This is a genomic window from Pontibacillus sp. ALD_SL1 (genome assembly GCF_017355605.1).
Window position 1 is genome coordinate 3107803 of the sequence record NZ_CP062974.1, and the last position, 16551, is coordinate 3124353.

At 41.9% G+C, this 16551-nt stretch carries 13 protein-coding genes and 1 riboswitch; of the genes, 5 read left to right on the plus strand and 8 right to left on the minus strand.

What is annotated here, in order from left to right; translation table 11 throughout:
• Positions 1–40 precede the first annotated feature (40 nt).
• The 3 genes from IMZ31_RS15785 (at position 41) to alr (ending at position 3829) form a co-directional block, all read left to right on the plus strand.
• Complete coding sequence (locus tag IMZ31_RS15785) at positions 41–1279, plus strand: PucR family transcriptional regulator (RefSeq protein WP_207528235.1); 1239 nt, start codon at positions 41–43, stop codon at positions 1277–1279.
• A 122-nt stretch (positions 1280–1401) separates the two neighbouring features.
• Positions 1402–2532 carry an alanine dehydrogenase gene (gene ald, locus IMZ31_RS15790; RefSeq protein WP_207528236.1) on the plus strand — a complete coding sequence of 377 codons (1131 nt, stop codon included), beginning with the start codon at positions 1402–1404 and terminating at the stop codon, positions 2530–2532.
• A gap of 133 nt (positions 2533–2665) precedes the next feature.
• Entirely contained in the window at positions 2666–3829 is a 1164-nt protein-coding gene (gene alr / locus IMZ31_RS15795) for an alanine racemase (protein WP_371825456.1), read from the plus strand.
• Positions 3830–3933: 104 nt separating this feature from the next.
• Here alr and IMZ31_RS15800 read toward each other — a convergent pair whose 3' ends face one another.
• From IMZ31_RS15800 to IMZ31_RS15810, 3 genes are all read right to left on the minus strand, one after another.
• On the minus strand, positions 3934–4509 hold the full coding sequence (locus tag IMZ31_RS15800) for a thioredoxin family protein (RefSeq protein WP_371825457.1): 576 nt from the start codon (positions 4507–4509) through the stop codon (positions 3934–3936).
• A 10-nt stretch (positions 4510–4519) separates the two neighbouring features.
• Complete coding sequence (locus IMZ31_RS15805; RefSeq protein ID WP_207528238.1) at positions 4520–5269, minus strand: (S)-benzoin forming benzil reductase; 750 nt, start codon at positions 5267–5269, stop codon at positions 4520–4522.
• Between the two features lie 91 nt (positions 5270–5360).
• Positions 5361–7289, minus strand: coding sequence for an endonuclease MutS2 (locus IMZ31_RS15810; protein WP_207528239.1), 1929 nt, complete (start codon positions 7287–7289; stop codon positions 5361–5363).
• Between the two features lie 523 nt (positions 7290–7812).
• A riboswitch (purine riboswitch) is annotated at positions 7813–7914 on the plus strand.
• 170 nt (positions 7915–8084) lie between these two features.
• Here IMZ31_RS15810 and IMZ31_RS15815 point away from each other — a divergent pair.
• Positions 8085–9278, plus strand: coding sequence for a NupC/NupG family nucleoside CNT transporter (locus IMZ31_RS15815; RefSeq protein ID WP_207528240.1), 1194 nt, complete (start codon positions 8085–8087; stop codon positions 9276–9278).
• Positions 9279–9317: 39 nt separating this feature from the next.
• Here the strand turns inward: IMZ31_RS15815 and IMZ31_RS24485 are convergent, their stop codons facing one another.
• Together IMZ31_RS24485 and IMZ31_RS15825 are read right to left on the minus strand one after the other, a co-directional pair.
• The gene (locus tag IMZ31_RS24485; RefSeq protein WP_242705585.1) at positions 9318–9572 is read right to left on the minus strand and encodes an aspartyl-phosphate phosphatase Spo0E family protein; all 255 of its coding nucleotides are present in this window, start codon (positions 9570–9572) and stop codon (positions 9318–9320) included.
• Between the two features lie 229 nt (positions 9573–9801).
• Positions 9802–10422 carry a YdcF family protein gene (locus IMZ31_RS15825; RefSeq protein WP_207528241.1) on the minus strand — a complete coding sequence of 207 codons (621 nt, stop codon included), beginning with the start codon at positions 10420–10422 and terminating at the stop codon, positions 9802–9804.
• A gap of 223 nt (positions 10423–10645) precedes the next feature.
• On the opposite strand from IMZ31_RS15825, the gene IMZ31_RS15830 reads away from it, so the two are divergent.
• Positions 10646–11956 (plus strand): aspartate aminotransferase family protein, encoded by a 1311-nt coding sequence (locus tag IMZ31_RS15830; RefSeq protein ID WP_207528242.1) that lies wholly within the window; start codon positions 10646–10648, stop codon positions 11954–11956.
• A 558-nt stretch (positions 11957–12514) separates the two neighbouring features.
• Here the strand turns inward: IMZ31_RS15830 and treR are convergent.
• From treR to treP, 3 genes are all read right to left on the minus strand, one after another.
• A complete protein-coding gene (treR, locus tag IMZ31_RS15835) occupies positions 12515–13207 on the minus strand; it encodes a trehalose operon repressor (protein WP_207530431.1) in 693 nt (230 codons plus the stop codon).
• Between the two features lie 32 nt (positions 13208–13239).
• Positions 13240–14910, minus strand: coding sequence for an alpha,alpha-phosphotrehalase (gene treC / locus IMZ31_RS15840; protein ID WP_207528243.1), 1671 nt, complete (start codon positions 14908–14910; stop codon positions 13240–13242).
• Positions 14911–14993: 83 nt separating this feature from the next.
• Positions 14994–16397 (minus strand): PTS system trehalose-specific EIIBC component, encoded by a 1404-nt coding sequence (gene treP, locus IMZ31_RS15845; protein WP_207528244.1) that lies wholly within the window; start codon positions 16395–16397, stop codon positions 14994–14996.
• Positions 16398–16551 lie beyond the last annotated feature (154 nt).

A 16551-nucleotide genomic window follows, 5' to 3' on the forward strand; every position in this document is an offset into this window, starting at 1 on the left:
GATAGATACAGAGCTTAAACAGAAAGAAGGTGAGGTTGCCTTGGGAACGCATTACGGGAGCCAAGATCCATTTAAAGGACCATTTCGCTCTTTAGAAGAGCTGGCCGATCGGATTAGCGATCTGTTGCATTGTCCAGTTACAATAGAAGATTCAAATCACCGCATATTGGCATATAGCACTCACGATGAGAACGTTGACCCAGCCAGAATTGCAACAATTATGAGAAGAAAAGTTCCAGAAAACGTTATAAAAACACTATGGAAGAACGGAGTCATCCCCCAACTATTTGAAAGCGAAGAGCCTGTTATCATTCCAGCTATCGAAGAAGTTGGCTTAGGGAAACGAGTAGCCATATCCGTTCGGAAAAATAACGAAATCCTTGGGTTTATTTGGGCTCAAGTGCACTGGGATGTAACCGATGAAGATCTCGATCTTTTTAAGAAAGCTGCCAAAGTAGTAAAAAACCAAATGTTGCAGCTTCAAATTAAAAAGCGCAAATCAGAAGAAGATCATAAAGAGTTCTTCTGGCAACTACTGACCGAGCACTTAACTGATCTTGAAACGATTCAAAGCCAAGCACGCAAATATCACATACAATTAGAAGGATCCTTAGCGATTGTCGTTTTTGAGTTTGAGGAAGATATCCATCAATCTTTAGAAAGGCATATCCACTACTATATCGAAGCATCAAGACAAGTCGGTATTGTATGTAGCGCGATTGATTCCAACCAATTAATCCTCCTCGTTCGCCCACATTCAAGCGAAGCACCAGGCAAGGAGATTAATGATTTCGTTAAAACGTTTGTTGATAAAATACAAGACCGTGTCAACGTAGAGTTCCTAAAAGGAGCTGCAGGTACATTGTACAAAAACCCTGTCCACATCCAAGACAGCTACAAAGAAGCGTTACACGTCTTATCCATTAAAGACCGTTTTCCTAATGAAGTTGAAGGCATTTACAGCTATCAAGAGCTCGGAATCTATCAATTTATCGATTTCTTATACGAAAAGCGCATACGTGATCATTACACCAATCAATATATTGAAACCCTCCGCGAGTATGATCAGAAGCATCGAACAGACCTACTTGAAACCGTAAGCGAATTCTTGCGATGCGATAGTAACGTCAACGAAGCATCGAAAGCTTTGCACGTTCACGCCAACACACTGAACTATCGCTTAAAGCGAGTTACGAATCTAACAGGATTTAATTTTAAAGATCCGAACCAAAAAATTACACTATACCTAGATTTAATGATTGAACGCCTGAAACAATAAGGCCATTGTTGATTTCTACAAAAGATGAATCTGAGTTTTTCTATTTTACACAATGCAATCCGTTCATCCCCCATCTATAATCGGAAGTACAAAATCGATTACAGGCAAAGGGGATGAGGGAATTGTTCATCGGGATTCCAAAAGAGATAAAAAATAACGAAAATCGGGTTGCGATCACACCAGCCGGGGTTTTAAATCTTGTAAATGCAGGTCATCATGTATTTGTTGAAACGACTGCCGGAATTGGAAGCGGTTTCGAAGACCAGGACTACAAAGATGCCGGAGCGACCATTGTAAGTGCAGCAGCTGAAGCATGGGAGAAAGAAATGGTGATGAAGGTAAAAGAACCACTGCCATCTGAATACGGCTACTTCCGCGAAGGCTTGATTTTATTTACGTACTTGCACCTTGCAGCCGAACCTGAGTTAGCACAAGCTCTAACTGAAAAAGGCGTTATTTCTCTTGCATATGAAACGGTTGAAACAAATCGCACACTACCACTTTTAACACCAATGAGTGAAGTAGCTGGACGCATGTCAGCTCAAATCGGAGCTCAGTTCCTTGAAAAACCAAAAGGCGGCCTTGGGATTCTTCTTGGCGGGGTACCTGGAGTGAAACGTGGAAAAGTCACCATCATCGGCGGCGGTGTTGTAGGTACAAACGCAGCTAAGATCGCTGTTGGACTTGGTGCTGACGTAACGATGATTGACCTTAGCCCTGAGCGTCTGCGCCAGCTTGATGATATCTTTGGAAACGAGATCAACACAATGATGTCAAACCCTCTAAACATCGCTGAAGCAGTAAAAGAATCAGATCTAGTCATCGGAGCTGTTCTAATACCTGGAGCGAAAGCACCGAAACTTGTTACAGAAGATATGGTGAAAGAAATGAAGCAAGGATCTGTTCTAGTTGACGTAGCCATTGACCAAGGTGGTATTATTGAAACAGTGGATCATATTACAACACACGATGACCCAACGTACGTGAAGCACGGTGTTGTTCATTATGCGGTGGCCAACATGCCAGGAGCTGTTCCACGTACTTCTACAATCGCCTTAACGAACGTTACGATTCCATACGCTCTTCAAATCGCTAACAAAGGTGTTGCTAAAGCCATTGAAGATAACCAGGCTTTACAGAAAGGCTTAAATACAGCGAATGGACACGTCACTTATGAAGCTGTTGCCAAGGACCTTGGATATTCATACACACCAGCTCATGAAGCATTAAACGCCGTCTTCTTTTCAAACTAATAAAGCCTAGTAACCGGTGCCTTTCTATGAAGGGCACCTTTTCCATGCATAAAGCTTGGATGCCACAAGAGGGCATCCTCTTTTTATGCCCTGAACGAAACATTTACTTCAACTAAGAAAGATTGGTGATCCAATGATTAATCCACACAGTTACCGAGACACTTGGGCAGATATTTCACTGGATGCCCTTTCTCATAACGTACATACATTTAAAAGCCACACTAACCCTGCTTGCCGCTTAATGGCTGTTGTAAAAGCGGATGGTTATGGACACGGAGCTGTGGAAGTTGCCCAAACTGCAATCGATGCAGGAGCTGATTGGCTTGGAGTTGCTTTCATTGACGAAGGGATCGAGCTTAGAAAAGCCGGTATCCATAAACCGATTCTACTATTAGGATATACGCCGCCACGGTCCATTGAAGCGGCTGTCATTCACGATTTAACGATCACAATCTTTACGCACGACTTACTCAACCAAGTCGAAGCCGCGGCAAAACGGATGAATAAAACACCCAAAGTTCATATAAAGATAAACACGGGCATGAATCGAATAGGAGTTTCTACATCAAGAGAAGCTATTCACCTTGCGGAGGCTATTCATCAATCTACTTTAGTAGAACTTGAAGGAGTCTTTACTCATTTTGCAGATGCCGATAATGAGGACCCTACATATACATACATGCAATTTGACCAATTTCAAAGCATCGTCCATGACATTGAAGAAGAAGGAATCTATATTCCGATTAAACATTGCGCCAATAGCGCTACAACGATTGCTCATAGAAAAATGCATTTAAATATGGTTCGGGTTGGAGTTAGCTTATACGGGTTCTATCCTTCCCCTCACCTAAAAGAATGGATCGATCTCACACCGGTTATGACACTTAAGACAAAAGTAGCAGCTGTGAACAAACTAGAAGCCGGTACCCCCATTAGCTATGGGCGCACGTTCAGGACCGAGAGGCCCTCGTCTGTTGCCACGTTGCCGATCGGATATGCTGATGGACTTCCAAGACTTCTTTCCAATCAAGGAACGATGTCCATTCATCGTCATGTAGTCCCCATTGTCGGAAGTATATGCATGGATCAAACGATGATCGATGTCACAGGTATCGGAAAAGTGTTACCTGATGATGAAGTTACTGTATTTGGAGATGGAAACAAAGGCGTTCCCACAGCAGATGAAATGGCTGCATTAACAGGAACCATTCACTATGAAATTACGTGCTCAATTGGGAAACGAGTGCCTCGCATTTATCAGGCTGCTCAGATGAAGATTCGCTACAATATGTTATAGCCAGCTATTGCATTTCCACTCACATCTTTTTGGAGATTTATGAAAAGGCCCCAAGCAAAGAGCCCCTGAGTTCATTGAACTCAGGGGCTTTCTCTTATCTCTAACTATTTCGTCTTTATTTCTAATGAGGATAGAGTTTCCTTTAAGCTTGCGTAAACTTCCTGCCAGAACTCTTCATTTTCCCTGTACGCTTTTGTAAGGAAAAGAATCATTTCTTTCTGCTTCTCTTCAAAACTTGGATGGTCTTTGTCTGGCATATTCTCACGGGCTTCATCAACAACTTCTTGAATTTTCGCAGCACGCGGTCCCCACACCGCTTCTTCTTCTCCATCTTCATTCATAAAGATAAAGATTGGAATCGAACGAGAGGTACCGTTTGTCAGGTATTGATCCATAAGCTCTGGATTCTCATCTCTCTTTAAGAAACGGACATCCATACGGGATGCTTCTGATAGTTTTAATAAAATGGGGATATTCATCATCGCATCTCCACACCAGTCTTCTGTCAGAACAATGACCCGAAGCTGTTTTACTTTAAGATCGTCAAAAAATTGTTGGTCATCTGGTAATTGATATGACTGATACACATTCATGAAGTTTTCTTGGTGTTTCTCCATAGCGGTTACATATTCTTGAGGACGTATCCCCTTCTCAAACCATTCTTCTAACTGCACGATCATTTCACCTCATTTAGTCTAATAACTGGTCAACACGATAAACCTCTCCACTTTCAAAGCCTTCATCAAGAAGCTTCATCAGACCGTCTGCTACAACGGAAGTTGATCGAAGATTGCCTTCTTCTTTCAACGCTCTAAACTTTTCCACATCAGCAAAAGCTTCTTCTGAAGAAGAGCGAATATCGGCTTGCATATCTGTATCCATGACGCCAGGGCTAAAGGCCACTGTTCTGTGCTTCATGCCTCGCTCTTTTTGTTCAAACGCAGTTGTTTCAGTAAAGTAATTCAGACCTGCTTTCGTACCACCATAAGTGCTCCAACCATATACAGGTCGATTAGCGGCACCAGAGGTGACATTTATAATATCCACATCAATAGTTGCTAATTGTTCAACAACTAAGTTGGTTACTAACATGGGTGCGATTAAATTGATGTGAACGTGTTTGACGACTTGATCAGGATCTAGGGACCCTACGCGATCAATAGGTTCAACTACCCCTGCATTGTTTACGACATAGACTTTTTCAGGAGCTTGATCTTTCACATCTTCCACAATTGAGGAGAACACGGACTGCAACTCCTCTTGAGAGGACAAGTCACACGCATGATGCGTATATGTCACTCCATTCGCTTCCGCTCGTTTCTCTAATTTCTTATTATCCGAACGGGACACTCCAATAATGTGTATGCCTCTTTCCATCATCTTTTCGGCAATAGACTCACCGAGTCCTTTCGATACACCTGTGATAACTGCAATGTTCATCAAGATCCCTCCAAATAGCTATTCCTTTTCTAATGTCAGTATAGCGGACCCCTTAACCCATTCACAAAAGAAACGATCCCTAAACCTGAAATCACGTTTCATCTTCTTCATCGAGCGTCAATCCATCTACATGTTTGCGATCTAATTGCTTACGAATTTTTCTGTATTCTTTAGATTTAAAAATAATATCAAAGTCATAACCCTCAGGGTACAACTCTTCTGCCGGGATATGAAGCGCAATCCTCTTATGGTTAACAGTTCGCTTCTCTCCTTTTACTTGAATCACATAGTTTCCCTTTCCATCAGGACCTTTATAAACGATACCTGTCTCCTCAGTAGCAAGAACCGTAACATTATCCCCCATGTTGTAATGAGGTATGCTCTCCTCTTTACGCTCTTTTTTCTGAGACGTTTTTCTAGCATAAGCGTTTGTTTTAATTTGCTTCTCCATCGTTTTAGCATCTGCATTCTCACGCATTTCGTATTTTTTCTCTTCTTTATAAGAGATCTCATGAGCTTTCTCAATGATGGCTGGGTGCATGCCAAGTTTTAGAGCAATCTCAAAGGCCTGGCTTTTACCAGTTGTCCCAAGGAGAAGGCGGTACGTCGGACGAAGCGTTTCAATGTCAAATTCCATTGAACCATTCAAGAAACCAGTCCGTAATTCCGCAAAATCTTTCATCTCATTGTAATGAGTTGTAGCTAAAAGCATCGCACCTTTGTCATACAATTGATCCAAAATCGCTGTGGCAAGTCCCATCCCTTCAGTTGGATCCGTGCCAGAACCAAGTTCATCAAGCAGAACGAGGGTATGGTCGTTTGTCTCCTGTAGTATCTCAATAATGTTCACAAGACGAGAGCTGAATGTACTCAAGTTTTCGGTAATACTTTGCCCGTCGCCTATGTCAACAAACAGTTGCTGAAAAATATGAAGGTTGGTTCCCTCCTGAGCCGGGATGTGTAATCCGGCTTGTGTCATAACCGTTAGGAGTCCTACTGTTTTAAGCGTGACTGTCTTCCCGCCTGTATTTGGACCCGTAATAACAAGGGCATGGTAGTCTTCTCCAAGCGACATGGTAAGTGGAACAGGGTCATGAATGAGTGGGTGCGTAGCCTTACAAAGTTCGATTTTATAATCCGTATTCAACCTGGCCGCTCTCCCCTCGATGCTTATACTATACTTCGCTTTCGCAAAGATAATGTCGTATTGATGCATCGTTTCCATAGCGATATGAAGCGTTCGATCTTGTTCTAACACTAGTGCTGTCAAATAGTATAAGATTTGTTCTACTTCCCTCTCTTCAGCTAACCTTGTCATTTCGAGTTCTTCCTGCAACCGTGTGACTTCTTCTGGTTCAATAAAGACAGTAGCTCCAGAGGAAGATGAATCAAGCACTGTTCCTTTGACCTTATTCCGATAGGTTGCTTTAATCGGAAGAACAAATCGACCATTCTTCTCTGCAACCACATGTTCCTGCATATACGTTGATAGCTTCTTGGATTTGGCTAGACGTCCTATCCGATCTTTAATTTCAGCAAGCTGATTCTGCTTCTGTCTTCTGATCTTCAACAACTCTTTAGATGCATAGTCATCCACTTGGCCATGGCGAAGACAACCTTGAATATCTCGTTCAAGATCACTTAGATCTTCAATGGACTCTGCATATAAAGCAACAGTAGGAGCAGCGTACTGTTTGTCACTCATAAACCGCTTCAACTTCCCGCAATGATCAAGAAACGACTGCAACTGCTGAAACTGATCCGGCCTCAAAAACATTCCTTTCTTAGCCTGGTCAATCATGCGACTCACGTCATCCAGGCTATGAACTGGAACACTGCTGCTAATCTTCAATATCTCCTTCGCTTCATCTGTTTCCTCAAGCCACCTTTCAATTTGCTTTCGATTAAAAGATGGCGTTAATGAGAGAATCGTTTCCTTCCCTCTTTCTGTAAACGCAAACCGCGCTACCTCATTCAAAATTGTATAAAAATCCAATACCTCAAACGTCTTCTGATTCAACTTCTATATCCTCCTCAACACGCCAGATTCGCTTTATCATACTAAAGGGTGTCTGGCACGCTTTATTCAAGTAAAGTGTTTATATTAAAAAAGCTGCAATGAGTGTAATCATTGCAGCTAACCTTCGATTCCATCATTCAATCGAGTGCAGATGTGTACATAAAATAGAACAGGGCTATGACACATGTGTCATAGCCCTATCGTACACCTTGCTAGTTATGCTATGATTCATTGTTCTTAACTCCCAAAAAAGTGTATAGAAAAATAAACTTGCCTGATTGCAAGCTTTTTCAAACCTTTTCTGGTCCGTATTAAGTTAACGGTTAGTTAAGAACAACGACCTTCATAAAACATACTCCTTCAAGAGTGATTTCGATTGAATGATTTCTTCGTTTATATAATATAATGTAAACGATTCATACCGTACTGTCAAACCTCCTGACAAAAAGTCTATTTATTCTCCATCTTCAGACATCTCGGATATCTATTGTCACCAACTTAGGAGTTTGCTATATTACTCGTATTCAACTTCATACAAACACCTTATATATCTATGGAAATAGGGTCCATAAGTCTCTACCTGGCAACCGTAAATTGCCGGACTATAAGGAAAGTCTGCATATAAAAGCCGAATGATCTTCATTTGGTTACGTCTACGTACATGCATCCACTTTCTTTGTAGGACAAAGACCGTGGGTGCTTTTTTTATACCCCTTAAGAGGTCTGACGTCATACATCCAAATACGTATAAGGTTTTGAATGAATGGACATCACTGATTTTATAGGAGGATTAGAATGGACATTTTATTCGGAATAGGTTCGTTAGCAGGAATTATCTTTTTATCTTGGTTGTTGAGCAGCCATAAAACATTGGTTAAATGGCGAACGGTTGCGGTCGGGCTCTTGCTCGAAGGATTATTTGTGTACTTTATGCTGAAAGTTCCCTTTGGACAAAAAATGCTAGATGTCGCAGCTAAAGGCGTCCAGCACGTGATCGACTTTAGTAGCGAGGGAATTAACTTTGTCTTTGGGGGATTGTTTGGAGAAGGTACAAATATTCAATTTGTGTTTGCGATTAATGTACTAGCTGTCATTATTTTTATATCGTCTCTAATCGCTGCACTTTATTACTTACGTATTATCCCATTTATTGTCCGTGGCATTGGATTTATTGTTGGTAAAATATTAGGGACTAGCAAGGTAGAATCCTTTAGTGCTGTAGGAAATACAATGCTTGGGGTTGTAGAAGCTCCCCTTCTTGTTAAACCCTATTTAAGCAAAATGACTCGCTCTGAGACGTTTGCCATTATGGTTGGTGGAACTGCATCGGCCAGTGGTGCCATATTTGTGGCCTATGCAGGGATGGGGATTGATGTAAAATACCTGCTCATTTCAATATTCAGCGTTCCATTTGTGTCTCTTACCATTGCTAAAATTTTAGAACCTGAGAGCGAGACGTCTCAGCTAAATGAAGAGATCATCATGGAGAAACCGGAACAAGTAAATGTGTTAGAAGCAATTTCTGATGGAGCCGTGAGCGGCGTGAAGCTCGCATTGAATATTGGAGGGCTCTTGATTGCATTCATAAGCATCTTGGCATTAGTGAACGGAGTACTAGGAATTGTTGACCTTGATTTAGCCACAATCTTTGGCTATGCCCTCTATCCTTTTGCCATATTAATCGGAATTCCAGTAAGCGATGCTTTTCAAGCTGCTTCCATTATCGGTACCAAGATTGCAGCCAATGAATTAATCGCCTTTAACATGGTTCTTGATGGACAGGAAAACTTAAAGCCAGAAACGATGGCCATTCTAACGGTAGCTCTATGTAACTTTGCTAACCTGTCTTCGATTGGTCAGTTAATCGTAGGACTCGGCTCTATAGCACCTTCTAAGAAAAGTCAGGTGGCACAGCTTGGTGTAAAGGCCATTATCGGAGGAACGCTAGCAAGTTTTATTACAGCTGTCTTTGTAGGAATGTTCATATAGTATAAAAGAAAGCACATGCATTCATATGCATGTGCTTTCTTAATTCGAGGTAATTGTGTTTATGGTGTTCCACTTATTAAGTAACTGATCTAACTCTTGGCTTAATTGCAACGTATATTCGTCATTGAACCCACGTTGAATTGCACTATCAACCATTTCCTTACGCTTCTTCTCAATTTCCATACCAACTAACTTAGGCGTTGATAAAGTTGCATTCAAGTTGTCCACTCCTAATGAAGGTTTAATTAGCATGTCTACTCTAGGATGTTCAAACTGAATTGCGTGAATATTCACACGAAAGATTCTTCTAATATACTTATTTACACTATATTTTAATGCCACTTTTACAAAAAGTAAATAGTCTGATGTCTAATTATGACAAGTGAATACACATTCACTTCTATAGCCCTATAAACCTTGCCCACATTAACGTACGAAAGCGTGCCAGACACCCTTCACCGCTATAAACCACTAAAGGGTGTCTGGCACGCTGCAGGTCTTTACACTGCTAAAGCAGGAGTGTTTATCGGTTTACTGGGACCCAGTCATCTGGTTTCCAGTTGTCAGGGATAACGAGACTGCCTTTATAGAGAAAATAGAAACCCCATTCCCTTAAAAAGAAAGGAACCCTTGTTTCTAATGATTGATAGGCCGAAGTTTTAGTCGGTGATGCTTCGACATCAAGGTTTATTTGATTAGCAATTGCCATGGATCGCTTCATATGAAGTGGGTCACTGACAAGGGTGTAATCTTCAAACCCCTGCTCTTGTCCAATAAGCTTAGCGTTGATGATATTCCCTTCTGTAATCTTAGAGGTCATATCCACAAACGTATTCTGCTTTGGAATGCCCATATCCACCGCATAGTCACGCGCTACTTCAGATTCAGCAAACGGAGCACCATCTCCTTTTCCACCTGTAAAGATGATATGATCTACATCTCCCTTTTCATATAGCTTCACTGCATGATTCACGCGCTCTCTTAGAACTGGTGATGGCTTATCATGATAAGCTGCTGCCCCAAGTACAATAGCCGCATCTGTAGATTCGAGTCGTTGTTCACCCTCAAATGTCCAAATCGAGTACCCTATGTAGGCAACGTAAAGAAAGCCGATCCAGAATAGTAACATAAATAATCTTTTCAATGTTCGTTCCCCTTCTTACTAGCATTCTAGCACCTTTTAAGGGTATAACAGGTCTCTTCTATTCTGCAACCGTTCGAAAGTCATGAAGAGTAACTACGATTTAAAATGCAAAAGCCTACTTAAAAAATATGTGGGAATTTCATTTATGCATATTGTATATAAATTAAATTTATTGTATATTTATTAATATAATCATCCGAACGTAGTAACGGAGGGAACAAAAATGACATGGACGCATTTACTCGAATCAATACACGACCGCCTAGCTCCAACAATGGCTAAAGACTTTCCCAATCTTCCTGTTGAAAAAGAGGAAGGGTGTTATTATTACGGCACTGATGGAAAAGAATATCTCGATTTCTCTTCTGGCATTGCTGTGACAAATGTAGGGCATCGGCACCCTAAAGTCGTTCAAGCGATTAAAGATGGAGCGGACCATCTAACTCACGGACCGTCAGGCGTTATTATGTATGAACCACTTCTTACATTAGCGGATCAATTAGCTACAATCATGCCCGGAAATCTAGACTGCTTTTTCTTCTCTAATAGCGGGACGGAAGCTGTAGAAGGAGCACTTAAACTGGCTAAACATACAACAGAACGCCCATATGTTATTTCCTTTACAGGAGGTTTCCATGGCAGAACATTAGGCTCATTGGGAGTAAGCACCTCTAAAAGTAAATATCGCAAATTCATGCAACCAAACGGGTTAACCTATCAAATTCCGTACGCTAACCCGAAGGCATGCCCTGAAGGCGAAGATGTTGGCGAATTCTGCGTGAAACAACTAGAGAAAGATTTTCAAACCTTATTTGAGCACCAGGTAACTCCTGATGAAGTAGCTTGCATGATTCTAGAGCCTGTTTTAGGAGAGGGAGGCTATATCATACCTCCTCAAGCTTGGCTAAAAAAAATTCGCGAGGTTTGTGACCAACACGGCATTTTGCTTATTTTCGATGAGGTTCAAACAGGGTTTGGCAGAACCGGAGAATGGTTTGCCGCCGATACGTTTGGTGTTACACCAGATATTATGGCTGTAGCCAAAGCGATGGCATCAGGACTCCCATTAAGTGCCACAGTCGCCTCTAAAGAACTAATGAAAAAATGGCCTGTCGGATCCCACGCCACGACATACGGAGGAAACCCGATTGCCTGTAACGCTGCACTTGCTGTTTTGGACGTGATCCAAGAAGAAAAGTTGCTAGACAATACGAAAGAAGTCGGCGCCTATGCATACGAAAAACTCCAAACATTAGCCGCTAAGCATGACGTTGTCGGAGACGTGCGCGGGGTCGGTCTAATGCTTGGTCTTGAAATTGTTAACCCTGTTACAGGAGAAGGAGACAGCGAAGGGCTAATGACCATCTTACAATCTGCCTTAGAAAAAGGAGCACTCTTCTATTTCTGTGGCAATAAAACGGAAGTCATCCGGGTAATCCCACCACTTACCATGACAAAAGCTCAAATTGACGAAGGAATGGCCATATTAGACGAAGCCCTAACTGAATACGAAGCATCCATCAGCGTATTCTGATCATCTATTACCACATTTCCGTTGTCGACCAACCGGTACTACATGACCACACCCCTGTAGGCCGGAAGCATCGACAAAGCTCATATGGCTTATCTATGATGGTCTCATATAAAAACACCGTTCAGCATCCTTTGCTGAACGGTGTTTTTTTAGTATATATTATGCTTTTTTAAGAAAAGGAAAGTAATCTTAAATACTTGAAGATGAGACACAGTAGTTAGGATGGGACCGTTACTCTTGTGAGTGCTTGGGGGTGTCTGAGGAACGACTCGCTTTCCGCGGGCGAGCTGTCGAGCCTCCTCGGACCAAAACATGCCCTGCGGGTCTCGTCGACCTCTTTCTCCCGAAGGAGTCTCGCCATTCCCCAGCCACCCCATACCAGAAATAGTACCAACGGACCCGCATCTCGAGCGTGGCGAGAAATCGCTCCCCAGCTCGCCGCGGAAAGCGAGTAATTTCCCGAACCACCTTACACTTAACACTAAGCTAACGGAAACATTCTCATCAGCAAACAAAAAACGAGTGTGACATCCATGGATGTCACACTCGCTCTACTCGTTAACGACGGGCAAAGTCTACAAATCGAAACTTGTCTGGTCTGTGCCTTGACTCTGTGTACTGGAAAAGCGTTGCATCATCCAGATAAACGTAGTTTTTAATCACCACTACGTTAGCAAAACCCTCAAGATCTAATAACGTACGATCTTCAGAAGTCGGTTCTTCTACCGTAATTTCTTTCTTCGCAAAGCTAATGGTTAGACCGATCTCTCCTTCGAGATATGCATAAATGGAGTTTTCACAAATCTCTCGGGTTAAGCGAGGAACACTGCCATAGTAAAGGTAATCTTTATCCAAAATGATCCGCTCTCCACTGATTTCTCGCGAACGACTTACATACCAAACTAGGAACTCTTCCTCTAGCTGCATCGCTTCTTGAATGTACGGGTCTGGATGAATGAGGGAAAGTTCATTCACGTGAGTTTTGGTCGCCTCGCCCATAGCTTTAGAAACTTCCTTAAAACTAACAAGACCTGAGACTGGGAAATTGAATTTATCTACATCTAAAACAACGGATCCCTTGCCACGCACTTTTTGAATAAATCCATTTTGCGATAACAAGTTTAAAGCTTTCCGAATTGTTTCTCTCGAAGTCCCGAAGGTTTCTGCTAATTCATTCTCAGACGGCAGGGTCTGCCCTTCCTTATACACGTTCATCTTAATCGCATCAACAAGTTCTTCGTAAATGCCCATAAATTTATTCTGCTTCACATAGCACCACTCATTTATTTCGTTAAATGATACACTACGGACTCGTAAGGACGCAGCTTAAGTGTACGACTTACGTTCTGTGATTCATCATAGTTAGAAAGAATGCAATCGCTCCCGAATGATTCAAGGTCAATCGATTCCGGCACGTTAAACGTCGTTTCATCACCATAGAAATTATTCACAACAAGCAACTTCTCGCCTTCGCCATGACGAGCATAAGCAAACACTCGATCATCCTCATAGCTTAAGAGTTCGTAGTCTCCTGATGTAATAATATCATATTGCTTACGAAGCTCAATCAGCTTCTTATAATGATAGAACACAGAATTCTCGTCATTTACAGCTGTTTCTGCATTGATTTCCTTGTAATTCTTTGCAACAGGAATCCATGGAGTGTCTGCTGTGAAACCAGCTTGCTCCCCACCATTCCACTGCATCGGTGTTCTTGAATTATCTCGTGACTTCTGAGCGAGTATAGCAAGAATTTCAGTCTCCGTTTTCCCTTGCTCCTTTAGAATCTCATACATATTAAGGGATTCAACATCGCGGTAGTCCTCAATCGTATCGAATTTAGGATTGGTCATCCCGAACTCTTCACCCTGATAAATATAAGGCGTACCGCGCATCATATGAATCGTTGTCGCAAGCATTTTAGCAGACTCGTTGTGATAAACGGTATCGTTTCCGAAACGTGACACAACGCGAGGCTGATCGTGGTTACACCAGAACAACGCGTTCCAGCCTCCGCCTTCTTGCATACCAACTTGCCATTCAGATAAGACTTTCTTCAATTCTTTAAAGTCGAAATTCGCAACGGTCCATTTCTCCCCGTTCGGGTAATCCACTTTCAGGTGATGGAAACTAAATGTCATATCAAGTTCCTGACGGTCTGGGTGTGTGTATTTCACACAATTATCAATCGTAGTAGAAGACATTTCACCTACTGTCATCATTTCATATTTAGAGAATACCTCTTGATTCATTTCATGCATAAATTCATGAACACGCGGTCCGTCCGTATAGAAGCGACGTCCATCTCCCTTATAATCATTCGGGAAGGCCTGGTCTTTAGAAATTAGGTTAATTACATCTAAACGGAAACCATCGACCCCTTTTTGAAGCCAGAAATGCATCATATCATAGACGCTTTTCCGAACAGCTTCGTTTTCCCAGTTCAGGTCTGCTTGTGTTACATCGAAAAGGTGCAGGTAGTATTGCTCTGTATCGGCGTCGTATGCCCAAGCGTTCCCACCGAACTTCGATTCCCAGTTTGTTGGGGCTTCACCTTCAACCGGGTCTTTCCAGAAGTAATAGTCGCGGTAAGGATTGTCTTTAGATTGTTTCGATTGCTGGAACCATTCATGTTCGGTTGACGTGTGATTCACAACGATATCCATAATGATTTTAATACCACGATCGTGAGCTTCTTGTAAAAGACGCTCAAAGTCTTGCATCGTTCCGTATTCTTCATGAATATTGAAATAATCGCTAATGTCATAACCGTTATCTTTTTGTGGAGATGAATAAATAGGAGTTAGCCAAATGACATCAACACCTAGGGTTTTCAAGTAGTCCAATTTTTCAATAATCCCTTGAATGTCTCCCGTCCCGTTTCCTGTCGTGTCGTTAAAGCTTTTCGGATAAATTTGATAGACAACTGATTGTTTCCACCATGGCTGTGTCATGTGAGCACCTTCCTTATCTTTGATGTGATATCACTAGAAAGACCAATAGCAACCGGGTGTGGTCGGCTGCTAACTGGTTAGTGTTATATTTTTTTTCGTTTTGCCAGTAAATACGTTACTACAAATGGTACGACGATGACAATCGCCATTCCAATAATGAATGAGATCCAGTCCTGATTTTGGATCGATACAATCCCCGGAACGCCACCAACTCCGATTGAGTTCGCTCGTACACTTTGGATTGTAATATACATACCTGCTATTGCAGAGGACACAAGTGCTGCGATAAACGGGAATTTGTAACGAAGGTTAACCCCGAACAGCGCAGGTTCCGTAATTCCTAACCAAGCTGAAACACCTGAAGATACGGACAGTCCTTTTAAGTTTTCGTTCTTTGAAGCTAGCCATACCCCAAATGCCGCAGAACCTTGTGAAATGTTGGATAGTGCAAGAATCGGCCATAAGAATGTAGATCCTGTGCTACCAATTAATTGAACGTCTACTGCAAGGAACGTGTGGTGCATTCCGGTTACAACTAGTAACGGATAAAGCGCTCCGTATAACAAACCACCAACAGCCGCAAACTGATCAAACGTCCAAACTAAACCATCTGTAATCGTGTTACCTAGTGCAAACATTAGCGGTCCAATTGCGATAAATGTTAGGAACCCTGTTACAAGTAGGGCAACCGGGCCAACAATAAGCAACTGAATAGAATCTGGAATGCGATTACGTAAGAATACATCGATTTTCGCTAATACATAAGAAGCTAATAGTACCGGAAGAACCTGACCTTGATACCCGATTTTTTCAACTTCTAGACCTAATAGGTTCCAAGTTGGAACTCTTCCTTCTTTAACAGCATTTCCGTAGTCCCAAGCATTTAAAAGCTCTGGGTGAACAAGCATTAAACCAAGTACGATACCCAGTAGCGGATTACCGCCAAATTTCTTAACCGCTGACCAACCAATCAAACCTGGTAAGAAGACAAAGGCGGTATTTGCAATTAAGTTGATTATACTCGCAAGGTCCGCCCACTGTGTATGAACTTCAATAAGAGACTGATCCTCATAGAAGATTCCGGCTTGCGCAAGAATGTTGTGAATCCCCATTAGAAGACCAGCTGTTACAATCGCTGGCAAGATTGGGATAAAGATATCTGCTAGCGTTTTAATCGCTTGTTGAAGCGGATTCATTTTTTCAGAAGAAGCTTGTTTCACATCATCTTTACTCGCTTCGCCTACGCCTAATCCAACCATTTCTTTATAAACCTTATCTACAGTCCCTTGTCCAATGACAACCTGGAACTGCCCATTCGTTGAGAACGATCCCTTAACCGCTTCCAATTTCTCTAATTCTTCTTGATTGACTTTGCTTTCGTCATACAAAGACAAACGTAAACGAGTCACACAGTGTGTAGCTGCTTGTATATTCTCTTGCCCACCTACGTGCTCGATAATCTGTTGAGCTTGCTTTTTTAAGTTCATAGTGATCCCCTCTCCCACTATAATTTGTTCATCTATAAAAACGCTTTCTTAATAACTTGTATATACATGATAGCGCATGCAAATCGATTTGTATATACATCTGCTTATTTTCAGAATTTTTTATTTGTAGAAACAAATACGTAAGTTTACGATT